At 61.8% G+C, this 21,755-nt stretch carries 18 protein-coding genes and 1 pseudogene; 9 read left to right on the top strand and 10 right to left on the bottom strand.

Annotated features, from left to right (window positions below):
- Positions 1 to 12: 12 nt before the first annotated feature.
- The 3 genes from trmA to QCL51_RS21210 all read right to left on the bottom strand — a co-directional run bounded on the left by trmA (position 13) and on the right by QCL51_RS21210 (position 3,838).
- The gene (trmA, locus tag QCL51_RS21220) at positions 13 to 1,098 is read right to left on the bottom strand and encodes a tRNA (uridine(54)-C5)-methyltransferase TrmA (RefSeq protein WP_021784301.1); all 1,086 of its coding nucleotides are present in this window, start codon (positions 1,096 to 1,098) and stop codon (positions 13 to 15) included.
- Positions 1,095 to 2,390, bottom strand: coding sequence for an NCS2 family permease (locus QCL51_RS21215; RefSeq protein WP_003251606.1), 1,296 nt, complete (start codon positions 2,388 to 2,390; stop codon positions 1,095 to 1,097). Before QCL51_RS21215 ends, trmA begins: the two co-directional genes overlap by 4 nt.
- A gap of 227 nt (positions 2,391 to 2,617) precedes the next feature.
- Positions 2,618 to 3,838, bottom strand: coding sequence for an MFS transporter (locus tag QCL51_RS21210; RefSeq protein ID WP_021784300.1), 1,221 nt, complete (start codon positions 3,836 to 3,838; stop codon positions 2,618 to 2,620).
- Positions 3,839 to 4,182: 344 nt separating this feature from the next.
- Here QCL51_RS21210 and QCL51_RS21205 point away from each other — a divergent pair, with 344 nt between their 5' ends.
- The 3 genes from QCL51_RS21205 to QCL51_RS21195 are packed head-to-tail and all read left to right on the top strand — an operon-like array spanning position 4,183 to position 6,795.
- A complete protein-coding gene (locus QCL51_RS21205; RefSeq protein ID WP_021784299.1) occupies positions 4,183 to 5,619 on the top strand; it encodes a cytochrome ubiquinol oxidase subunit I in 1,437 nt (478 codons plus the stop codon).
- 3 nt (positions 5,620 to 5,622) lie between these two features.
- Positions 5,623 to 6,630: a cytochrome d ubiquinol oxidase subunit II gene (gene cydB / locus QCL51_RS21200; protein ID WP_021784298.1), complete on the top strand. Its 1,008-nt coding sequence runs from the start codon at positions 5,623 to 5,625 to the stop codon at positions 6,628 to 6,630.
- A 9-nt stretch (positions 6,631 to 6,639) separates the two neighbouring features.
- Entirely contained in the window at positions 6,640 to 6,795 is a 156-nt protein-coding gene (locus QCL51_RS21195) for a DUF2474 domain-containing protein (protein ID WP_016713451.1), read from the top strand.
- Positions 6,796 to 6,880: 85 nt separating this feature from the next.
- Here QCL51_RS21195 and QCL51_RS21190 read toward each other — a convergent pair whose 3' ends face one another.
- A complete protein-coding gene (locus tag QCL51_RS21190) occupies positions 6,881 to 8,005 on the bottom strand; it encodes a methyltransferase (RefSeq protein ID WP_338444183.1) in 1,125 nt (374 codons plus the stop codon).
- 96 nt (positions 8,006 to 8,101) lie between these two features.
- A complete protein-coding gene (locus QCL51_RS21185) occupies positions 8,102 to 8,809 on the bottom strand; it encodes an autoinducer binding domain-containing protein (protein ID WP_021784296.1) in 708 nt (235 codons plus the stop codon).
- Between the two features lie 215 nt (positions 8,810 to 9,024).
- On the opposite strand from QCL51_RS21185, the gene QCL51_RS21180 reads away from it, so the two are divergent.
- On the top strand, positions 9,025 to 9,801 hold the full coding sequence (locus tag QCL51_RS21180; protein ID WP_028698125.1) for a ferredoxin--NADP reductase: 777 nt from the start codon (positions 9,025 to 9,027) through the stop codon (positions 9,799 to 9,801).
- 58 nt (positions 9,802 to 9,859) lie between these two features.
- Here QCL51_RS21180 and mscL read toward each other — a convergent pair whose 3' ends face one another.
- Complete coding sequence (mscL, locus tag QCL51_RS21175; protein ID WP_021784294.1) at positions 9,860 to 10,279, bottom strand: large-conductance mechanosensitive channel protein MscL; 420 nt, start codon at positions 10,277 to 10,279, stop codon at positions 9,860 to 9,862.
- 176 nt (positions 10,280 to 10,455) lie between these two features.
- Here mscL and radA point away from each other — a divergent pair, with 176 nt between their 5' ends.
- Positions 10,456 to 11,826, top strand: a complete 1,371-nt coding sequence (radA, locus tag QCL51_RS21170; protein ID WP_003251626.1) for a DNA repair protein RadA — start codon at positions 10,456 to 10,458, stop codon at positions 11,824 to 11,826.
- Positions 11,827 to 11,861: 35 nt separating this feature from the next.
- Here the strand turns inward: radA and QCL51_RS21165 are convergent, their stop codons facing one another.
- On the bottom strand, positions 11,862 to 13,379 hold the full coding sequence (locus QCL51_RS21165; RefSeq protein WP_021784293.1) for a nucleobase:cation symporter-2 family protein: 1,518 nt from the start codon (positions 13,377 to 13,379) through the stop codon (positions 11,862 to 11,864).
- 263 nt (positions 13,380 to 13,642) lie between these two features.
- Complete coding sequence (locus QCL51_RS21160) at positions 13,643 to 14,005, bottom strand: PilZ domain-containing protein (RefSeq protein WP_021784292.1); 363 nt, start codon at positions 14,003 to 14,005, stop codon at positions 13,643 to 13,645.
- A 177-nt stretch (positions 14,006 to 14,182) separates the two neighbouring features.
- On the opposite strand from QCL51_RS21160, the gene QCL51_RS21155 reads away from it, so the two are divergent.
- The 3 genes from QCL51_RS21155 (at position 14,183) to yjiA (ending at position 17,519) form a co-directional block, all read left to right on the top strand.
- Entirely contained in the window at positions 14,183 to 16,249 is a 2,067-nt protein-coding gene (locus tag QCL51_RS21155) for a carbon starvation CstA family protein (RefSeq protein ID WP_021784291.1), read from the top strand.
- A gap of 17 nt (positions 16,250 to 16,266) precedes the next feature.
- Positions 16,267 to 16,464, top strand: coding sequence for a YbdD/YjiX family protein (locus tag QCL51_RS21150; protein WP_003251633.1), 198 nt, complete (start codon positions 16,267 to 16,269; stop codon positions 16,462 to 16,464).
- 77 nt (positions 16,465 to 16,541) lie between these two features.
- Positions 16,542 to 17,519, top strand: coding sequence for a GTPase (gene yjiA, locus QCL51_RS21145; protein WP_021784290.1), 978 nt, complete (start codon positions 16,542 to 16,544; stop codon positions 17,517 to 17,519).
- Here yjiA and QCL51_RS21140 read toward each other — a convergent pair.
- On the bottom strand, positions 17,479 to 18,966 hold the full coding sequence (locus QCL51_RS21140) for a methylenetetrahydrofolate reductase C-terminal domain-containing protein (protein ID WP_021784289.1): 1,488 nt from the start codon (positions 18,964 to 18,966) through the stop codon (positions 17,479 to 17,481). The two genes, yjiA and QCL51_RS21140, sit on opposite strands and share 41 nt — an antisense overlap.
- Before the next feature lie 230 nt (positions 18,967 to 19,196).
- Between QCL51_RS21140 and QCL51_RS21135 the strand changes: the two are divergent.
- Positions 19,197 to 20,000 (top strand): annotated as a pseudogene (locus tag QCL51_RS21135) (5-methyltetrahydropteroyltriglutamate--homocysteine methyltransferase); the annotation flags it as partial.
- 308 nt (positions 20,001 to 20,308) lie between these two features.
- Here QCL51_RS21135 and QCL51_RS21130 read toward each other — a convergent pair.
- Positions 20,309 to 21,487, bottom strand: coding sequence for an acetyl-CoA C-acetyltransferase (locus QCL51_RS21130; protein WP_021784287.1), 1,179 nt, complete (start codon positions 21,485 to 21,487; stop codon positions 20,309 to 20,311).
- Positions 21,488 to 21,755: the final 268 nt, after the last annotated feature.

The following is a 21,755-nucleotide window of genomic DNA, read 5'->3' as shown; positions in this document are numbered from 1 at the left end:
GCGATACAACGATCAGCGCCGAACCAGCAGAACCCCGCTTTCCATATGGTGGGTATACGGGAACTGGTCAAACAATGCACAGCGCTCGATACGGTGGGTGTCCTGCAACTGGGCAATGTTCGCTGCCAGTGTTTCCGGGTTGCACGAGATGTACAGGATGCGTTCGAAACGACGGGTCAGCTCGCAGGTATCTGGGTCCATCCCCGCACGCGGAGGGTCGACGAACACTGTACCGAACTGATAACTCTTCAGGTCGATGCCTTCCAGGCGCCGGAACGGCCGCACCTCATTCAGTGCCTGGGTCAGTTCCTCTGCCGACAAACGTACCAGCCGCACGTTATCCACAGCGTTCTCGTCGAGGTTGCTCAGTGCGGCATTGACCGATGTCTTGCTGATTTCGGTGGCCAGCACCTGGCGTACACGCGTGGCCAGCGGCAGGGTGAAGTTGCCGTTGCCGCAATACAGCTCCAGCAAGTCATCCTCACGCTCGCCAATGGCCTCGAAGGCCCAGCTGAGCATCTTCTGGTTCACTGCGCCGTTGGGCTGGGTGAACGCACCCTCCGGCTGGCGGTAACTGAACACGCGGCCAGCCACATCGAGTTTTTCCACCGCGTAGTCACGGCCGATTACCAGGCGCTTGCCCTTGGAACGGCCAATGACGCTCACGCCCAGCGCGTCAGCCAGTTGCCGGGCTTCCACTTCCCAAGCCTCGTCCAGCGGGCGGTGATAGCACATCGTGATCATTGCATCGCCAGCCAGGGTGGTGAGGAACTCTACCTGGAACAGGCGATTGCCCAGTTCTTCGCTGGCCTGCCAGGCCGCTTTCAGGCGTGGCATCAATGCATTGATGCGCTGGCTGGCAATGGGGAAATCGTCGATCAGGATTGCCTTGTGCTTCTCGCCCGGGGCGAACATGGCGTAATGGCGCTGGCCATCCTCGCGCCACAGGCGGAACTCGGCGCGCAGGCGGTAATGCTCGCGCGGTGAGTCGAAAACAGTCGGCTCCGGCGCGCCGAACGGCGCCAGCAGCTCGCGCAGCCGGGCCACTTTGGCATCCAGCTGGGTCGCGTAGGAGGAGGGGTCGAAAGCAGCACTCATGCGTTGAACCAGCCTAGCTTGATGACGAACAGGATGGAAAGGATCACCAGGGCCGGGTTCAGGTCGCGACGGCGGCCGGAAATCAGTTTGACGGCGGTCCAGGCGATGAAGCCGAAGGCGATACCATTGGCGATCGAGTAGGTCAGCGGCATGGCCAGGGCGGTCACGACAACCGGCGCGGCTTCGGTCACGTCGTCCCAGTTTATTTCTGCCAGGCCCGAGGCCATCAGCACGGCGACGAACAGCAGCGCCGGGGCCGTGGCGAAGGCCGGTACGCTACCGGCCAGCGGGGCGAAGAACAGCGCCAGCAGGAACAGCACGGCAACCACGATGGCAGTCAGGCCGGTACGGCCACCGGCGCTCACACCCGCAGCAGATTCGATGTAGCTGGTGGTGGTCGAGGTGCCCAGCAGGGAGCCGGCCATGGCGGCGGTGCTGTCGGCGATCAGGGCGCGGCCCATCTTCGGCATGTGGCCGTCCTTGCCCATCAGGCCGGCGCGCTTGGCCACGGCGATCAGGGTGCCGGAGTTGTCGAACAGGTCGACGAACAGGAACGCGAAGATCACGCTGATCAGGCCCACATCGAGGGCACCGGCGATGTCCAGCTGCAGGAAGGTGGGTGCCAGCGAAGGTGGCATCGACACGATCCCGCCGAACGGCGTGACGCCCATGGCGATCGACGCGACGGTGACGGCCAGGATGCCGATCAATACCGCGCCGCGCACCTTCAGCGACTCAAGGCCGACGATCAGGAAGAAGCCCAGCGTGGCGAGAATCACCGAGGGCTGCTTGAGGTCGCCCATGCCCACCAAAGTGGCTGGGTTATCGACGACGATGCCAGCGTTATGCAGGGCGATCAGTGCTAGGAACAGGCCGATACCGGCGGCAATCGCCGAACGCAGCGGCAGCGGAATGCTGTTCACGATCCACTCGCGAATGCGGAAGATCGACAGCAGGAAGAACATCACCGCAGACAGGAACACGGCACCCAGCGCCACCTGCCAGGTGTGGCCCATGTGCAGCACCACGGTGTAGGTGAAGAACGCGTTCAGGCCCATGCCCGGTGCCAGGGCGATCGGGTAGTTGGCAATCAGGCCCATGGTGGCGGAGCCGATGGCCGCTGCCAGGCAGGTGGCGACGAAGATCGCGCCCTTGTCCATGCCGGTCTCGCCGAGGATGCTCGGGTTGACGAACAGGATGTAGGCCATGGCCAGGAAGGTGGTGACGCCCGCGAGAATCTCGGTGCGCACGTTGGTGTTGTGTGCTCTTAGTTGAAACAGCCTTTCCAGCATGCCCGCTCCCCAAGGCGCCCCCGGCGCCATGAATGTATCGACCCCATCAGCAAAGCACAGACCGTACCGGATGCCGTGGTTTTGTGTGGGGAGGAAAAAAGCCGCGCATCATACCAGCATGCATGGCGGGGGCCTATGGCCGTTGGGGAATGGGTTTTTCTTGCTCTTCGCGGGTAAGGTCCCCTGTAGGCGGGGCATGCCCGCGAAAAGGCTGGCACAGGTAACGATCACCCGCTATGCAACCGATCCCGCTTGGCCAGGGTAGGGAACAGTTTTATCCACACCCCGGTCACCACCAAGGTGCCCACCCCGCCCAGCACCACCGCCGGCACTGTACCAAACCAGTGCGCGGTCACCCCCGATTCGAACTCGCCGAGCTGGTTCGAGGCACCGATGAACAAGCCGTTCACTGCGCTCACCCGCCCACGCATTTCATCCGGTGTCTCCAGCTGTACGAACGAACTGCGAATGACCATGCTGATCATGTCTGCCGCACCCAGTACCACCAGTACTGCCAGCGAGAACCAGAAGGAGGTCGACAGGCCGAAGGCGATGGTCGCCACGCCGAACACGCCGACCGCAGTGAACATCGTCCGCCCGACGTTGCGCTGGAACGGGAAGCGCGCCAGCCAGAGTGACATCAGCAACGCACCCACCGCTGGCGCCGAGCGCAACAGGCCAAGGCCCATCGGGCCGGTCAGCAGGATGTCCTTGGCAAATACCGGCAGCAACGCGGTGGCCCCACCCAGCAATACGGCGAACAGGTCGAGCGAGATGGCGCCGAGGATGTCGGGCCGGCTGCGAATGAAGCGGATGCCAGCCAGCAGCGACTCGATGCTGGCGCGCCCGCGCTGGGCGACCTGGCCACGCGCCTGCAGGCTCAGGGTCAGCACGCAGGCAATGGCGTACAGGGCCACCGTCGGGCCATACACCCACATGCTGCCAAAGGCATACAGGAAACCGCCCACCGCCGGCGCCACGATGGTCGCCGACTGGGTGGCCGAGGCCGACGCCGCCACTGCCCGCGGGAACAGCCCGGCCGGTACCACATTGGGCAACAGCGCCTGGGTTGCCGGCATTTCGAACGAGCGGCTGGCGCCGAGCAGGAAGGCCAGGGCAAAGATCAGTTCGCGGGTAACGTTGTCGGTGGCACTGCCCAGCGCCAGCGCCAGGGCAATCAGGCCCTGAAGGCTCTGGCACAAGGCGGCGACCTTGCGCCTGTCATAGCGGTCGGCGACATGGCCGGTGTGCAACATGAACAGCACCCGTGGGGCGAACTCGACCAGGCCGACAAGGCCCAGGTCCAGTACGTTGCCGGTCAATTGGTAGAGGTGCCAGCCGATGGCCACGGTGAGCATCTGGAAGCCGCTGGCGGTGAACACGCGAGCCAGCCAGAAGGCCAGAAAAGGACGATGGTGACGCAACAACTGCGGTGCGGAATCGGACATCGGAAACCAGGGGCCTCGGCGCAGTAGAGGGGGGGCGCAGCGTATCATCTGTTTGTAACAAACAGTTACTGTTTGCACGGCGCGGCACTTTTCTATTGTTAATCAAAGAGGGTGAGGCAACAGGTCACGCGGCAATCCACCACACGGCCCACCGGGCCATTCGGGACTATGCTTCCTAGCATTCATTGATCTGGGTCAATCGTTCCAGATCAATGAAATGGCCGTCTGGCCGGAATCCCTGCGATCGAACAGAACAATTCCAACACGCCGTACTCGACCCAGTGGGGGCAGTGGGCGACTGGGGCCACAAGCCCGGACGCCGGATTATCTGAAGAGGAAGCACCATGTTCGGAATAGAGGCCTTAGAGCTCGCCCGAATGCAGTTTGCCTTTACCGTATCGTTCCACATCCTGTTCCCGGCCATCACCATTGGCCTGGCGAGCTACCTGGCAGTCCTTGAAGGCCTCTGGCTGCGGACCCACAACCAGGTCTACCGTGACCTCTATCACTTCTGGTCGAAGATCTTCGCCGTCAACTTCGGCATGGGCGTCGTCTCCGGCCTGGTCATGGCTTACCAGTTCGGCACCAACTGGAGCCGCTTCTCCGACTTTGCCGGCGCCGTCACCGGCCCGCTGCTCACCTACGAAGTACTGACCGCGTTCTTCCTCGAAGCCGGCTTCCTGGGCGTCATGCTGTTTGGCTGGAATCGCGTCGGCCGTGGCCTGCACTTCTTCTCCACAGTCATGGTTGCGCTCGGTACATTGGTATCGACCTTCTGGATTCTTGCCTCGAACAGCTGGATGCAAACCCCGCAAGGTCACGAGATCATCGATGGTCGGGTGGTGCCGGTGGACTGGTTTGCGGTGGTGTTCAACCCCTCCTTCCCCTACCGCCTGATGCACATGGCCACTGCTGCGTTCGTTTCCACCGCGTTCTTCGTCGGTGCCTCGGCGGCCTGGCACCTGCTGCGCGGGCGTGACAACCCGGCCGTTCGCAAGATGCTGTCGATGGCCATGTGGATGGCACTGATCGTCGCCCCGATTCAGGCAGTGATCGGCGATTTCCACGGCCTCAATACACTCAAGCACCAGCCGGTAAAAATTGCCGCGATCGAAGGCCATTGGGAGAACGTGCCCGGTGAGCCGACTCCACTGATCCTGTTCGGCATTCCCGATATGAAGGCTGAGACTACCCGGTTCAAGATCGAGATCCCGGCGCTCGGCAGCCTGATCCTGACCCACAGCCTGGACAAGCAGGTGCCGGCGATGAAGGAGTTTCCGCCCGAGGACCGGCCTAACTCGACCATCGTATTCTGGTCGTTTCGGATCATGGTCGGGCTTGGTTTCCTGATGATCTTCGTCGGCCTGTGGAGCCTGTGGTTGCGCAAACGCGGCACGCTGTACAGTTCGCGACCGTTCTTGTATGTGGCGCTGTGGATGGGCCCATCCGGGCTGGTCGCGCTACTGGCCGGTTGGTTCACCACCGAAATTGGCCGCCAGCCTTGGGTGGTGTACGGCCTGATGCGCACGGCGGACGGTGTTTCCAACCACAGTTACGCCCAGCTCGGCTTCACCCTTGTGGCGTTCGTGGTGGTGTACTTCGCCCTGTTTGGCACCGGCCTTGGCTACATGATGCGCCTGGTGCGCAAAGGGCCGCAGACCGGCGAGGGTGACGAGCACACACCGGGAGGCCCAGGCCAGAAACGCACGCCGGCACGGCCTTTGTCCGCCGCCGATGATGGCCGCGAGGCCACCTCTGCCAGCCTGAACGAGGGGAACTGAACCATGGGTATCGACCTTCCGCTGATCTGGGCCGTGATCATCATCTTCGGCGTCATGATGTACGTGGTGATGGACGGATTCGACCTGGGGATCGGCATGCTCTTCCCCTTCGTCAAGGGCAAGCAGGACCGTGATGTCATGATGAACACTGTCGCGCCGGTATGGGACGGCAACGAAACCTGGTTGATCCTGGGCGGTGCCGGACTGTTCGGGGCCTTCCCGATGGCCTATGCCGTGGTCCTTGAGGCCCTGTACCTGCCCCTGATCCTGATGCTGATCGGCCTGATTTTCCGAGGCGTGGCCTTCGAGTTCCGCTTCAAGGCCAAGGCCGACAAGCGGCACATCTGGGACAAGGCTTTCATCTGGGGTTCGCTGATCGCCACCTTCTTCCAGGGCGTGGCGCTGGGCGCGTTCCTGGAGGGCTTCAAGGTGGTCGACCGGCATTTTGCCGGTGGCACCCTGGACTGGCTGACACCGTTCAGCCTGTTCTGCGGGCTGGGGTTGATCGTGGCCTACACCTTGCTGGGTTGCACCTGGCTGATCATGAAGACCGAAGGGCCGCTGCAGCAGAAGATGCACGATATGGCCCGGCCGCTGGCGCTGGTGCTGCTGGTGGTGATCGGTATCGTCAGCCTGTGGACGCCCATTGCCTACCCGCAGATTGCCGACCGCTGGTTCAGCATGCCCAATCTGATCTGGTTCATGCCGGTACCGCTGCTGGTGCTGGTGACGTTCTACGGGTTGCTCAAAGCGGTGGCGCGCAACGCGCACTACACGCCGTTCCTGCTCACTCTGGTATTGATCTTCCTTGGCTACAGCGGCTTGGGAATCAGCCTGTGGCCTAACATCATCCCGCCGTCGATCTCGATCTGGGATGCCGCAGCGCCACCGCAAAGCCAGGGCTTCATGCTGGTGGGTACCCTGTTCATCCTGCCGTTTATCCTCATGTATACCTTCTGGAGCTACTACGTGTTCCGCGGCAAGGTGACCCACGAAGACGGCTATCACTAGGAGGGCCGCATGATGACTGGCAAGCATGGCTTGGAAGAAAAGAAACCGCTGTGGCAGCGACTGGGTTGGCTGTTGCTGATCTGGGCGATGAGCGTAGCAGCGCTGGGTGTGGCGGCCTGGGTGATGCGGCTGTTCATGGGGGCGGCGGGATTGACCACACATTGATAAAGAGCGGCAGCGGGCTTGCCCGCGAAGCAGGCAACGCGCTAGATGGCACCGGCGTTGCCGGTGTTCGCGGGCAAGCCCGCTCCTACTTGCGGGCTTTCAGGATTACGAACTTGGGCGTAGCCGCCACCTGCTCAACGCCGCGGAACAACCGCGCCAGCTTGCTGTGATAGCCCAGGTGCCGGTTACCCACGATATACAGCGCCCCGCCTACCACCAGCGCTTCACGCGCCTGCTGGAACATGCGCCAGGCCAGGAAATCACCGACCACCTGCTGTTGGTGGAACGGCGGGTTGCACAGCACCACGTCCAGCGACTGTTTCTCCAGCCCGGCCAGGCCATCGGCCGCGACGAAGGTCGCCGGGCGCTCGCCCAACGCGGACTGCCAGTTCTCCTGTGCTGATTGCACCGCCATGTACGACTCGTCGACCAGGGTGTACTCGGCGTCCGGGTTGGCCAGGGCGCTGGCAATCGCGAGTACGCCATTGCCAGCGCCCAGGTCAGCCACCCGTGCACGGCCAAGGTCGCGTGGCAGATGAGGGAGGAATGCCCGGGTACCAATATCCAGGCCTTCACGGCAGAACACGTTGGCGTGGTTGACCAATTCCAGTGCCGGCACGTCGAGGCGGTAGCGGCTAGGGTAGGGGGACTTGGCGTGCGGCCGCTCGGCAACCGTTGCTGTCAGCAAGCGGGCCTTTTTCAGCGCCAGCGAAGCCTGTACGGGGCCGATGTACTTCTCCATCAGGTCGCCGGCCGCCCGTGGCAGGTGCTTGATCATCGCCCCGGCAATCACCTGCGCACCGGGGGCCAGCTGGCCTTGCAGGCGGATCAGTTGTTCTTCGAGCAGGGCCAGGGTCTTGGGTACACGCACCAGCACCCGGTCGAACGGGCCTTGCCAGTGTTGGCTGGCTGGTACGAACGGGACACTGTCGAATGGCAGGCCATTGCGCGCCAGGTTTTTTTCCAGGGCCAGGTGCCCCAGGTGCGAGTCACCGCTGCTGACCACCTGCAGCTGGCCCGCAAGGCTTGCGGCCAGGGCACCGAAGCTGTCATTGAGCACCAGTACCCGGCAATTGGCGTCAGGTGCCTGATCGTGTAACTGCGCAAGCAGGTACTCGTCGGCGGCATCGAAAGCCTGCAGCGGGTCGTTGGCCTGCTCCGGCTGGCGGATCAGGTCGAGTTCGGCGTAGGGGGTGGTCAACAGGGGCATGGCGTCTGGCTCGGGTACGAAACTGCCCGCTGCGGTTCGCGCCGGGCTTTGCCGGACGATTCTACAGGGCTTTGCCCAAGGTCGCAGGTTTGAAGGTCAGATCCAGCCACGCAAGGCGGCAATGGCGATGGCTCCGGCTTTGTTGGCTGCATTGGTCTTGGTGATCACGCTGCGGATATGGAAGTTGACCGTGCTTTGCGACAGCGAGAGGATGCAGGCAACATCGGCAGCGGTCTTGCCGGCGGCAGACCATTTCAGCACTTCCAGTTCACGCTCGCTCATTTTCGGTTGCGGTGGGCACAGCGCGTTCAGGTGGTGCTCGCCCAGTACCGCGTGAAGGGTGTGGCACAGCCACTGCACACTACCGGCTTTGTCGTACAGCTCGAACGCATCGATGTGGCCGTTTGGCCGAGCGACACTGATCTGGCTTTCGTTGTGCTGCTGATCGTGAAGCGACTGTGTCCAGCCGTGGCGCAGGCCATGCTGGCAGGCCATTTCGCGAAATTGCGGGGCTTCCTTGTACAGTTCATCGGTCCAGAGCACCGGTGTCGTGGAGCTGTGGCTCAGGTTCGCTGCCGGGTCCTGCTTGTAGAAGTCGTCGCGCTGGTAGCGCTCGATCCACTCACTTGGGTAGTTGCTGTAGAGGTACAGCTTTGGCGTTTGCGTAGCGATCTGAATGCGGATGTTCAGCCCAAGGTAATCCATGTCCAGGTCCCGAGCCAGATGGACTGCGATGTCGAATAGCTTTTGTGGGCTGCGTTCGCTGACGAATGCATGAAGATGTTCAGGTTTCCAGTGATACATCTGAAGCACTCCTTGATGCGCGCAGAATCCAATCCGTTTGAGTACCCGGAAGATTGTAGGAAAAGACCTACCATCCTGTTGGGAATTTTTTGTTATAGCGATCAGGAATTTCTGCGACTTTGGCCCGATTGCACTTCATGAGGCCCTACAAAGCGGTGGTTTTTATCCTGGCCACTTTAGGCGACACTGTGCACACGCCAACCCTGGAGCCCGATATGACCGCTAGCGCCGAAAAGTTCACCCGCCAGACACTGCTCGATGTTCAGCCACTGACGCCGAACCTCTTCAGCCTGCGGGTCACGCGCGATGCGGGGTTCCGCTTCCGTTCCGGCCAATTCGCCCGGCTAGGTGTGACCAAGGCCGATGGTAGCGTGGTGTGGCGCGCCTATTCCATGGTCAGCGCGCCTCATGATGAGTATCTGGATTTCTTTTCCATCGTGGTGCCAGGTGGTGAGTTCACCAGTGAGTTGAGCCGTTTGGGGGCAGGCGATACGTTGCTGATCGACCGCCAGGCGTTCGGTTTCCTCACCCTCGACCGCTTCGTCGGTGGTCGTGACCTGTGGTTGCTGGCTACCGGTACCGGCATCGCGCCCTTTATGTCGATCCTGCAGGACTTCGAAGCCTGGGAGCGCTTCGACAGCATCAAGCTGGTGTATTCAGTGCGCGAAGCCAAGGAGCTGGCCTATGTGGATGAAATTGCCGGGCTGGAACAGCGCGATTATCTGGCTGAGTACGCGGGCAAGTTGCAGTTCATTCCCGTGGTGACCCGTGAACAGCACCCGGGTGCGTTGAATCAGCGCATTACCACGTTGATCGAGAATGGCGAGCTGGAGAAGGCGGCGGGGCTTGAACTGTCACCAGAGCATTCGCGGGTGATGCTCTGCGGTAACCCGGAAATGATCGACGAAACCCGCAAGGTCCTCAAGGCGCGAGACCTGCAACTGAGCCTGAGCAAGCGGCCCGGGCAGGTAGCAGTCGAGAACTACTGGTAAGACTACTGGGGCAGTTGTGGGGGCGGGCATGCCCGCCCCCACAACGGCCCCGGCAACTTCAAGGCAAGCGGTTCTGGTTCTGCGTCTTGAGCAAATCGCGGATCTCGGTCAGCAGCGTCTCTTCAGCCGAAGGCACAGGCGGCGTAGTCGGCGCCACGGCTTCTTCACGCTTGAGCTTGTTGATTGCTTTCACGCCCATGAAGATGGCAAAGGCCACGATCACGAAGTCGATCACGGTCTGGATGAACTTGCCATACGCCAGCATCACCGCTGGCACGTCACCTTCGGCAGCCTTCAGGGTAATGGCCAGGTCGCTGAAGTCCACGCCACCGATCAGCAGGCCCAGTGGCGGCATGATCACGTCGCCGACGAAGGACGAGACGATCTTGCCGAAGGCCGCGCCGATGATGATACCGACCGCCATGTCGACGACATTGCCTTTGACTGCGAAAGCCTTGAACTCGTTGAGCATGCCCATGTTTGGTTCCTTGTAACAAAAGGTAAGGTTAAGGCAGTGTAAGCCACTAAAACGCTTCATGCGTTGTGTCCAGGGCTACTGACTGCAGTTAGAACGAATAGTTTTGTCGCATCCCGAGGCGTTCGAGACACGTCCTGCTCGGCTATCATGGCGAATTTTTCCAGGAGACCCCACCCATGGCCAAGGCCAAGCGCTTGTATGGCTGCACTGAATGCGGCGCGACTTTCCCCAAATGGGCTGGCCAGTGCGGCGAATGCGGGGCCTGGAACACCCTGGTCGAAACCATGATCGAAAGCGGCGGCGCTGCTGCACCCAGCAGTGGCCGCGCTGGCTGGACGGGACAGCAGGCGCAGATCAAGACCCTGGCCGAAGTCAGTGTTGAGGAAATCCCGCGTTTCACGACCAGCAGCACCGAACTGGACCGCGTGCTGGGCGGCGGCCTGGTGGATGGCTCGGTGGTGCTGATCGGCGGTGACCCCGGCATCGGCAAATCGACCATTTTGCTACAGACCTTGTGCAACATCGCCGTGGGCATGCCGGCACTGTATGTCACAGGGGAGGAGTCGCAGCAGCAGGTGGCCATGCGCTCCCGGCGGCTGGGGCTACCTCAGGACCAGCTCAAGGTGATGACCGAAACCTGCATCGAGACGATCATTGCCACGGCGCGGGTCGAGAAGCCGAGGGTAATGGTGATCGACTCGATCCAGACCATTTTCACCGAGCAGTTGCAATCGGCCCCGGGCGGCGTGGCTCAGGTGCGCGAAAGCACAGCGTTGCTGGTGCGCTACGCCAAGCAAAGCGGTACGGCAATCTTTCTGGTCGGCCACGTGACCAAGGAAGGCTCGCTGGCTGGCCCGAGGGTGCTGGAGCACATGGTCGACACTGTGCTGTATTTCGAAGGTGAGTCCGATGGCCGTCTGCGCTTGCTGCGGGCGGTCAAGAACCGCTTTGGCGCGGTCAACGAACTGGGCGTGTTCGGCATGACCGATCGTGGCCTCAAGGAGGTATCGAACCCGTCGGCGATCTTCCTCAACCGTACTCAGGAAGAGGTGCCGGGGAGCGTGGTGATGGCAACCTGGGAGGGGACCCGGCCAATGCTGGTCGAGGTGCAGGCGCTGGTCGACGATAGCCATCTGGCCAACCCGCGGCGGGTGACCTTGGGCCTGGATCAGAACCGCCTGGCCATGTTGTTGGCGGTACTCCACCGTCATGGCGGCATCCCGACCCATGACCAGGATGTGTTTCTCAACGTGGTCGGCGGGGTGAAGGTGCTGGAAACGGCTTCGGACCTGGCGCTGCTGGCGGCGGTGATGTCCAGCCTGCGTAACCGGCCACTGGCCCATGGTTTGCTGGTGTTTGGCGAGATTGGCTTGTCGGGCGAGGTACGGCCGGTGCCCAGTGGCCAGGAGCGCTTGAAGGAAGCGGCCAAGCACGGCTTCAAGCGTGCCATCGTACCCAAGGGCAATGCGCCGAAAGAAGCGCCGGCGGGGTTGCAGGTGATTGCCGTTACCCGCCTGGAACAGGCGCTGGATGCATTGTTCGAATAGTGTGCAGGAGCGAGCAAGCTCGCTCCTGCAATCAGTCAGTGCTCGGCAACGGCCGTGCGCCTGACTGTTTCATTGCCATGCTCGTCCAGTTCCAGCATCGGCACTTCGTTACCCTCGGCATCGAACAGCTTGCCATCCTTGAAGTAGTCCCCATCACGCAGCGCGGAAATGTCCGAATACTGGATGGTCCGCTCGTAGGCTGCAGCGAACACTGACTGGTTTTCCGAGTTGCCGGTGGTGAAGTGGTTGAAGATCAGGTTCAGCAGGATGGCCATGATCGCCGCCGAGCTGATGCCGGAGTGGAAGATGGTCTCGAACCAGTTCGGGAAGTGGTGGTAGAAGGTCGGCGCGGCAATCGGGATCATGCCGAAGCCCAGCGAGGCAGCAACAATGATCAGGTTGACGTTGTTCTTGTAGCTGACCTTGGACAGGGTGCGGATACCGCTGGCCGCCACGGTGCCGAACAGCACGATACCGGCGCCGCCCAATACCGGGGTAGGCACGGCAGCAATCACCCGGCCCATGACTGGCAGCAGGCCGAGTACCACCAGAATCACGCCGCCGGTAGCCACCACGTAGCGGCTCTTGACCCCGGTCACCGCCACAAGGCCAACGTTCTGGGCGAACGCGCTCTGGGTGAACGAACCGAAAATCGGCGCCAGGATGCTAGATGCCATGTCGGCGCGCAGGCCGTTGCCCAGGCGCTTGGAGTCCACCTTGGTGTCGATGATCTCACCCACGGCGAGGATATCGGCCGACGTTTCCACCAGGGTCACCATGATCACGATGCACATCGAAAGGATTGCGGCGATGTGGAACTCTGGCATGCCAAAGTGGAACGGCGAGGGGAAGGCGAACATCGGGCCTTCGCTGACCTTGCTGAAATCGGTCATGCCCAATGCCCAGGCGATCAGCGTGCCGACCACCATGGCCAGCAGGATAGACAGCCGTGAGATGGTTGCGTTGCCAAGCTTGCTGAGCAGCAGCACGATGGCGAAGGTCAGCCCGGCCAGGCCGATATTGGCCATGCTACCGAACTCCGGCGAGGCGCTGTTGCCACCCATCACCCAGCGTGCGGCAACCGGCATCAGAGTCAGGCCGATGGTGGTGATGACGATGCCGGTCACCAGCGGCGGGAAGAACTTGGTGATGCGCGAGAACACCGGCGTGATCAGAAAGCCGATCAGCGAAGCTGCCATGACCGCCCCGAGCACCCCAGGCAGGCCACCGCCACCCTCGCTGCTCAGAATCGCCCCCATGGTCGCCACACCGGCGAACGACACGCCTTGTACCAGTGGCAACTGGCAACCGAAGAACGGCAGGCCAAGGGTCTGCAGCAGGGTGGCCAGGCCACCGGCAAACAGCGAGGCGGCGATCAGCATGCCGATTTCGGCACCATTCAGGCCCGCGGCCTGCCCCAGGATCAGGGGTACTGCGACGATTCCACCATACATGGTCAGCACATGCTGCAGACCATAGGCCAGGTTGGCACCAAGGCCGAGGTTTTCATCCTCGGGTCGCTTGGCGGGAGACGTGCTAGGGGACGTAGTCATGGAGCAGGCTCTCTGTTTATTGTTGTGCCGCTACTGTAGACACTTCCTACAAATGATTGCTACAAGAATTGTATACAATATTTTGATCGGAGCGCGAACAGATCCGGCCGCAGGGCGTGCTAGAACCCAATGCAGAAGGCGTACCAACTTGGCAGAAGCTGTATTAGAGGGGTGTGTACAAAGCAACGCTACCCAGGCTTAAAGCTGTCTGGGTAGACAAGAAACACCAGGCGGGAAGGCTATTAGCTAGCTAAGAGATTCCATTATTCGATGAGTTCGCGCAGCTCACGCATCATTTCGGTGCTGTCAGCCACGTTCAATTCCACAAGACGGTGCAAATGGCTCATCGAGTCGAGGTCTATGTACAGGCAGATGAAGCCCAGACGGTCCGGTTCTTCATGGCGCAGTTCGACCTGCATCTGCACGCGGGCATCGTCGCCCAGGTGAATGATGGCGTCGAAGTCCTGCGTCAGGTCGGCATCCCAATCTGCCGGGCGTTCAATGAGCAAGCCTTTGAGTGAAAGGTCCAGCAGTTTTGCAGGCCAGCAGTTCAGCCCCTGGCGCAGCTCGGTGGGGGCATCGAAGTCGATGCGTTGAAAGCGGCGGCGTTCGTCGTGATCGCTCATGGCATGGATCCTCGAATAGATCATCAGGTGTCGTCCTGACTATAGTTAGAATTGCACGTGCATCAGGTGCTGCAATGTGGCCGCAGAGGCTCTAGAACAAAGCAAGTGTGGCAATGCCGCTTGACTGGCCCTAGACTCGGTGGGCGGTCTTTCCAATCCACCAGCTGGAAGCTAACCATGAACAACAATAATAGCCTGCTACGCCATATTCCGTGGCTGGCGCTGGCAGTCATAGGTGCCTGCGCACTGGGTGTGGTTGCCCTGCGTCGCGGCGAGGCGATCAACGCCTTGTGGATCGTGGTCGCGGCGGTGGCCATCTACCTGGTCGCCTATCGTTACTACAGCCTGTTCATCGCCACCAAGGTGATGCAACTCGACCCGCGCCGTGCCACCCCGGCGGTGCTCAACAACGACGGCCTGGACTACGTCCCGACCAACAAACACATTCTTTTCGGTCACCACTTCGCCGCCATCGCCGGCGCAGGCCCCTTGGTCGGGCCGGTGCTCGCGGCGCAAATGGGCTACCTGCCCGGTACGCTGTGGCTGATTGCCGGCGTGGTGCTGGCCGGTGCGGTGCAGGACTTCATGGTCCTGTTCATGTCTACCCGCCGCAATGGCCGCTCACTGGGCGACATGGTGCGCGAGGAGATGGGCAGAATCCCCGGTACCATCGCCCTGTTCGGCTGCTTCCTGATCATGATCATCATCCTTGCGGTGCTGGCGCTGATCGTGGTCAAGGCACTGGCCGAAAGCCCATGGGGCATGTTCACGGTGATGGCGACCATCCCGATCGCGATGTTCATGGGCATCTACATGCGCTACATCCGTCCGGGCCGTATTGGCGAAATCTCGGTCGTTGGCGTGGTACTGCTGCTGGCCTCCATCTGGCTGGGAGGCGTGATCGCTGCGGATCCGGTGTGGGGCCCGGCGTTCACGTTCACTGGCGTGCAGATCACCTGGATGCTGGTGGGCTACGGTTTTGTCGCCGCCGTGCTGCCGGTATGGCTGGTGCTGGCGCCGCGTGACTACCTGTCGACCTTCCTCAAGATCGGCACGATCCTTGGCCTGGCCATCGGTATCCTGATCATCGCGCCCGAGTTGAAAATGCCGGCGCTGACCCAGTTCACCGACGGCACGGGGCCGGTGTGGAAGGGGGCCCTGTTCCCGTTCCTGTTCATCACCATTGCCTGTGGTGCGGTGTCCGGCTTCCACGCGCTGATTTCCTCGGGGACCACGCCAAAGCTGCTGGATAACGAAACCAACGCCCGCTACATCGGCTACGGCGGCATGCTGATGGAATCGTTCGTCGCCATCATGGCCATGGTTGCGGCCTCGGTGATCGAGCCGGGCGTGTACTTTGCCATGAACAGCCCGGCTGCCGTGGTCGGTTCCGATGTTGTGTCGGTAGCGCAGACGGTCAGCAGTTGGGGCTTCCTGATTACACCTGAGCAGCTCGAAGCGGTCGCCCGTGACATTGGCGAGCACACCGTCTTGGCCCGTGCCGGCGGTGCGCCAACCCTGGCGGTCGGTATCGCGCAGATCCTTCACCAGGTGTTGCCAGGTGAAAACACCATGGCCTTCTGGTACCACTTCGCGATCCTGTTCGAGGCGCTGTTCATCCTTACCGCGGTGGACGCCGGCACCCGTGCCGGGCGCTTCATGTTGCAAGACCTGCTGGGCAGCTTCGTGCCGGCGCTCAAACGCACCGATTCGTGGGGGGCCAACCTGCTCGCCACCGCTGGCTGCGTGGCACTCTGGGGCTATCTGCTGTACCAAGGGGTAATCGACCCGCTGGGTGGCATCAACACCCTGTGGCCGCTGTTTGGTATCTCCAACCAGATGCTGGCCGGTATCGCCTTGATGCTCGGTACTGTGGTGTTGATCAAGATGAAGCGTCAGCAATACATCTGGGTCACCCTGCTGCCGGCTGTGTGGCTGTTGATCTGCACCACGGCTGCAGGCCTGATCAAGCTGTTTGACCCGAACCCGGCTGTGGGCTTCCTGGCCCTGGCCAAGAAGTACAGCACTGCGCTGGACGCCGGCCAGGTACTGGCCCCGGCCAAGGACATCGGGCAGATGCAGCACGTGATCTTCAACGCATACACCAACGCCGGCCTGACGATCTTGTTCCTGCTGGTGGTCTTCAGCATCCTGTTCTTCGCCATCAAGGTCGGCTACGTCGCCTTGGGCCGCAAGGAGCGCAGCGACAAGGAAACCCCGTTCCAGGCGCTGCCTGACGCGTAATCGAGAGGACTGCAATCATGTTCAACGACTTGGGTCGACTGGGAAAATACCTGGGGCAGGCAGCCCGCCTGATGGTCGGCATGCCCGACTACGACAACTATGTCGAACACATGCAGAAAACGCATCCGGACAAGCCGGTGATGAGCTACGAGGCGTTCTTCCGCGAACGCCAGGAAGCACGTTACGGTGGCAAATCCGGGCCCAAGTGCTGTTGAGCCTGCGGTACGTGTAAACCTGTGGGAGCCTGGGTAACCGGCTCCCACAGTCATTTCAGATTCAGGAGTATTTTTGCGTGCAGACGCCCATTCCCGTAACCGTCCTCACTGGCTTCCTCGGTGCCGGCAAGACCACCTTGCTCAGGCACATGCTAAAGGCCGAGCATGGCCTGAAGCTCGCTGTGATTGAAAACGAATTCAGCGAGGCGGGCATCGACAGCCAACTGCTGGGTGATCAGCCGGTACAGGTAATGACCTTGGCCAACGGTTGTGTATGCTGCAGCATCCATGGCGACCTGACCCGCGCTCTTTACCTGCTGCTTGAACGCCTGGATGCCGGGGAGATTGCCTTCGATCGCCTGGTGATCGAATGCACCGGCCTTGCCGACCCTGCGCCGGTAGCGCAAACGTTCTTCATCGACGAGGAGCTGCGTGAGCGCTACATCCTCGATGGCATCATCACCCTCGTCGATGCCGCGCATGCCGAACTGCACTTGACCCAGACCATTGCTCAGGCCCAGGTCGGCTTTGCCGATCGTCTGCTGCTGAGCAAGACCGACCTGGTCGAGCCAGCTGCGGTTGAAGCCCTGCGCGAACGCCTGGCCCGCATCAATAGCAGGGCTGCGATCCGAGTGGTCGAACACGGCTGCATCGACCTGGCTGAACTACTGGATGTACGCGGTTTCAACCTCAACCCTGACCTTGGGGTAAACCTGAAACCGATGTTGCGACCCGTGCTCAAGCCTGCCACCCCGGACCGCATTTCCACGATGGTGCTGCGTACCGAAGCCCCGCTGGATATCGACCGCCTTAGCAGCTTCATGAACGAGCTGCTGGAAACCCACGGCAAACAGCTGCTGCGCTACAAGGGCGTGCTGAACATTGCCGGCGAGGAGCGCAAGCTGGTGTTCCAGGGCGTGCTCAAGCTTTATGGCTTCGACTGGGACGCCGAGTGGGCCGCAGGCGAAGCGCGCGAGAGCGTGATGGTGTTCATTGCCGATGAACTGCCCGAGGCTACGATTCGGGCTGGCTTCGAGGCAATGGCTGCGGGCTGAGCCGCTGCGGTGCCTGCCCTGCGAACCACTGCGGCCATGAGCTGCGGTGGCGGGTTTCGACCTCGATGCACGGGATCAGGCGCTCGGTCAGCACAGCGGTTTGCCGCACGGCTTTGGCGGTGCGGTATTTGATGCTGTGGATGCACTCGCGGTCGCCGAACTCGCAGCGGTTCAGGGCGGTTCCGCCGCAAGGGCCATTGGCCAGGCCTTTAGGGCAGGTTTCCGGGCAGGTGTACAAGGTGTCTTCCAGGCGGCAACGGCCGCAGGTGTCGCAACCCACCAGCGGGCGCTTCACACTGCGCTCCAGCGTGTGCAGCACTTGTGCGCCAGCGCGTGTTGCCCACAGAGGCTGGCGCACTGCCCAACCGAAGGCTTTGCTCAGGCCGTTGCGCCGGCTGAACAGCAGTGAATGCATGCCATGCATCAGGTGATAGCGGGCTTTTTCCTTGAAAGAGGCATCGACCCGTGACTCGCCCAGGCGCCAGCCCGCCTGTGGCGGATGGAAGGTTACCGCTGGTAGGCCGGGCATCTGCCAGCTGGCGTGCCAGGCCGGTGTCCATTGCTCCAGGGACTGAAGCTGGGTTTGCCAGTGCTCGATACGGGCCTCCAGGGCCAGCAGCTGTTCGAGTGTGTGAACCCCTGACAGGTGCACTCCGGCGTAACCCATCAGCTTTGTACCGATAATCTGCAGGGCCAGGCGGTCAACACTGCGTGCCTGGGCAAAGGCCTTGGACTGCGCCGTCTCCGCTTCAAGCATGTCGCGCATGGAGGGCGTGACAGTGACGCCGGCCACGTGGTCGAGCATCGTCGCGCGCCCGTGGGTGAGGCTCATGAGGCAGGCCAGCATGGGCTTGGGTGAGGCCTGGCGGTACATCCAGTGTATGGCTTCCTGGTGCTTGGCGGCATCGAAGCCCAGCTGCAAGGTGAAGAAGTCAGCCCCCGCTGCCAGCTTTTTCTCGGCCTTGAAATACTGGGCGCCGCCTTCTTCCTCGTGGTACTTGAACGGGTTCAGCGCCGCGCCCAGCAGCCAGTGCGGGCAGGCCTGGCGGGCAATCTGCAGGGCGGCGACCGATTCCAGATAACGCACCGGGCGCTGGCCAGGTTCATGGCCGGGCAGGCGGTCGCCAGTCAGCAGTAACAGCTGGTCGAGGCCGGCGGCGTCCATGCGCTGCAGTTGGGCGAGCAGGTGGTGGCGTTCGCGATCCTTGCCTGAAAAATGCGGCAGGGCAGGCACCGGGTTGCTGAACGAGGCGAGGGCGTCCAGCGGTGACATGTCCAGCGGGCTGCCGACACGATCACCGATGGCCACGGTCATAGGCCAGCCGCACAGGTGCGCACGGGCCATGATCGCTTCCATGGCGGCAAAGCGTTCTGCGGAAGGTTTGGGGACGAACTCCATGACGCAGACGAAGTTCTTTTCGCGCAGGGCGGTTTTCAGCAGGCTCATGTTGGCCGGGCACCTGGTGTGGTCAGGGTGGCATTGTGCGACAGAAGGCGAGTCGGGTCATGTCCGGATGCGCAAGGTGGTGATCTGAATGAGACATGGGAGCGCGAAGTTCATGACAGCATGATCATGAAGATTTCTTGGGTTCATCTCAAATTTAATGAGTTTGTCTCAATACCCCCACCAGCTGGAGAATCCCCCTCATTCATTCAAGCATGCTGAAGGGACAAGACATGGCACTGGCACATAACCTGGGCTTTCCACACATCGGCCGTGACCGCGAGCTGCGTGCCCGCCATTGGCAGGTGCAGAAAGACGCCGGCATCGAGCTGTTGCCGGTCGGCGACTTCGCCTGGGACAGCCACGTGCTTAGTGCTGGCGATCAGCCGTTCGTGCTGAACTGGGAACCACTGTTCGAAGAAGTGGAGCACGCCAAGGCTCTGGGTCATGCAGTCAAGCCGGTAGTGATCGGCCCCTTGACCTACCTGTGGCAGGGTCAGTCCTTGGACGGTGACTTCGACAAACTGGAGCTGCTTGACCGCCTGCTGCCCGTGTATGACCAACTCCTCAACCGCCTGGCCGCCCTGGGCGTTGAATGGGTGCAGATCGATGAGCCAATCCTCGCCCAGGACCTGCCTCAGGACTGGAAGAATGCCTATGAACGCGTCTACAACATCCTTCAACGCGCACCGTTGAAGAAGCTGATCGCCACGTACTTCGGTGGCCTCGAAGGCAACCTCGGCCTGGCCGCCAACCTGCCGGTCGATGGCCTGCACGTCGACCTGGTTCAGGCGCCCGAGCAGTACCAGACCATTCTCGACCGCCTGCCTGCCTACAAGGTACTGTCGCTGGGCCTGGTCGACGGTCGCAACGCTTCGCCTTGCGATCTGGGCAAAACCTTGGGGCTGCTGCACGAGGCCCATGAGCGCCTGGGTGAGCGGCTGTGGTTGGCGCCGGCCTGTTCGTTGCTGGAAAGCCCAGTGGACCTGGCCGTGCAGAAGTGCCAGGAAGTGGCGGTGCTGGCCGCTTCGCTGGAGCAGGACCGAGTCGCGGCTTGATCAATTGCTGCCTGTGCCGTCCTCTTCGCGGGTAAACCCGCTCCTACAACGGCCTGCGCCCGATCACCGATGTGTGTCCACCACCGACCAGTGTAGGAGCGGGTTTACCCGCGAATACGGTGGCGGCTGCAACAGTGAACGGCTGGTGGAAATTGGCCAGCAGGTCCAGCCCTTTCGCGGGTAAACCCGCTCCTACAACGGCCTGCGCCCGATCGCCGATGTGTGTCCATCACCGATCAGTGTAGGAGCGGGTTTATCCGCGAAGAGGCCGGGCCTGCTTGAATCAATCAGCGCTCGATGGCCAACGCCACCCCTTGCCCACCGCCAATGCACAAGGTCGCCAGGCCTTTCCGGGCATCCCGTTTGATCATTTCGTGCAGCAGGGTCACCAGCACCCTGCACCCGGAAGCACCAATCGGGTGGCCCAGGGCAATCGCCCCTCCATTGACGTTAACCCGCTCGGCATCCCATGCCAGCGCATTGCCCACGGCCAGCGCCTGGGCGGCGAAGGCTTCGTTGGCTTCGATCAGGTCCAGTTCGGCCAGTTGCCAACCGGCCTTGTCCAGGCAACGTTGGGTCGCCGAAACCGGACCGATACCCATGATCGCGGGGTCTACCCCGGCACTGGCATAGGCGGCGATCTTCGCCAGCACCGGCAGGCCCAACGCCTCGGCCTTCGCTGCGCTCATCAAAAGCACGGCGGCGGCGCCGTCGTTCAGGCTGGAGGCATTGCCTGCGGTAACGCTGCCGTCCTTCTTGAAGGCCGGGCGCAGTTTGCCCAGAGACTCGGCGGTGGTGTCCGGGCGTGGTTGCTCGTCACGGGCAAAAACCTTGGGCTCTCCCTTTTTCTGCGGCAGCACGATAGGGGTGATTTCAGCGTCGAAACGGCCGGCCTCCATCGCCGCCACTGCCTTGCGCTGCGACTCGGCAGCAAAGGCATCCTGCTGCTCACGGCTGAGGCCGTACTTGTCCACAAGATTTTCGGCAGTGATGCCCATGTGGTAGTCATTGAAGGCATCCCACAGGCCGTCCGTGATCATGCTGTCGATCAGTTGGCCATGGCCCATGCGTTGGCCGGTGCGGGCGGAGGGCATCACGTAGGGGGCAAGGCTCATGTTCTCCTGACCACCTGCAATCACCACCTCGGCATCGCCGCAGCGGATCGCCTGGGCGGCCAGGTGCAGGGCCTTGAGGCCCGAGCCGCAGACCTTGTTCAGGGTCAGGGCCGGTACGCTGAAGGGCAGGCCAGCCTTGATCGCCGCCTGGCGTGCCGGGTTCTGACCGGCACCGGCAGTGAGCACTTGGCCGAGGATGACTTCATCGACCTGCGCCGGGTCCAGCCCGGTTTGTTTCAGCAGTTGCTTGATCACGGCGGCGCCGAGGTCGACCGCAGGCACTGTGGCCAGGGCGCCCTGGAAGCTGCCGATGGCGGTACGGGTTGCGGCGACGATCACCACGTCGTTCATGTTGTTGTTCTCCGTGCAATGGGCGTAGTGCCGCCAGCATCGGCGGGTTCGGCTTATTTGTTAAGTTTGTTTTTCTTTCGGATTGATGTGAAAAACAAATCAATGGGTGGCGAAGGTTCTAACCAGCCAATCTGGATTCCGTGCAGCTGTGAGCCTCCTGCACATAAGAACTCTGGTTTTGCATCCCTCTGATCACCCCGTAATATGTGTCGGATAACCTGCGGGGGTAGTCTCACCCTCTGATCAATCGGAATCGCCCCAAGCGGCG

Source organism: Pseudomonas sp. LTR0 (assembly GCF_036630035.1).
Lineage (GTDB): Bacteria > Pseudomonadota > Gammaproteobacteria > Pseudomonadales > Pseudomonadaceae > Aquipseudomonas > Aquipseudomonas putida_Y.
This window is presented reverse-complemented; position numbering and strand designations above follow the sequence as displayed.

Coding starts and splice junctions, on each gene's coding strand:
- trmA (WP_021784301.1), bottom strand. CDS start 1,098: ATGAGTGCTGCTTTCGACCCCTCCTCCTACGCGACCCAGCTGGATGCC.
- QCL51_RS21215 (WP_003251606.1), bottom strand. CDS start 2,390: ATGCTGGAAAGGCTGTTTCAACTAAGAGCACACAACACCAACGTGCGC.
- QCL51_RS21210 (WP_021784300.1), bottom strand. CDS start 3,838: ATGTCCGATTCCGCACCGCAGTTGTTGCGTCACCATCGTCCTTTTCTG.
- QCL51_RS21205 (WP_021784299.1), top strand. CDS start 4,183: ATGTTCGGAATAGAGGCCTTAGAGCTCGCCCGAATGCAGTTTGCCTTT.
- cydB (WP_021784298.1), top strand. CDS start 5,623: ATGGGTATCGACCTTCCGCTGATCTGGGCCGTGATCATCATCTTCGGC.
- QCL51_RS21195 (WP_016713451.1), top strand. CDS start 6,640: ATGATGACTGGCAAGCATGGCTTGGAAGAAAAGAAACCGCTGTGGCAG.
- QCL51_RS21190 (WP_338444183.1), bottom strand. CDS start 8,005: ATGCCCCTGTTGACCACCCCCTACGCCGAACTCGACCTGATCCGCCAG.
- QCL51_RS21185 (WP_021784296.1), bottom strand. CDS start 8,809: ATGTATCACTGGAAACCTGAACATCTTCATGCATTCGTCAGCGAACGC.
- QCL51_RS21180 (WP_028698125.1), top strand. CDS start 9,025: ATGACCGCTAGCGCCGAAAAGTTCACCCGCCAGACACTGCTCGATGTT.
- mscL (WP_021784294.1), bottom strand. CDS start 10,279: ATGGGCATGCTCAACGAGTTCAAGGCTTTCGCAGTCAAAGGCAATGTC.
- radA (WP_003251626.1), top strand. CDS start 10,456: ATGGCCAAGGCCAAGCGCTTGTATGGCTGCACTGAATGCGGCGCGACT.
- QCL51_RS21165 (WP_021784293.1), bottom strand. CDS start 13,379: ATGACTACGTCCCCTAGCACGTCTCCCGCCAAGCGACCCGAGGATGAA.
- QCL51_RS21160 (WP_021784292.1), bottom strand. CDS start 14,005: ATGAGCGATCACGACGAACGCCGCCGCTTTCAACGCATCGACTTCGAT.
- QCL51_RS21155 (WP_021784291.1), top strand. CDS start 14,183: ATGAACAACAATAATAGCCTGCTACGCCATATTCCGTGGCTGGCGCTG.
- QCL51_RS21150 (WP_003251633.1), top strand. CDS start 16,267: ATGTTCAACGACTTGGGTCGACTGGGAAAATACCTGGGGCAGGCAGCC.
- QCL51_RS21140 (WP_021784289.1), bottom strand. CDS start 18,966: ATGAGCCTGCTGAAAACCGCCCTGCGCGAAAAGAACTTCGTCTGCGTC.
- QCL51_RS21130 (WP_021784287.1), bottom strand. CDS start 21,487: ATGAACGACGTGGTGATCGTCGCCGCAACCCGTACCGCCATCGGCAGC.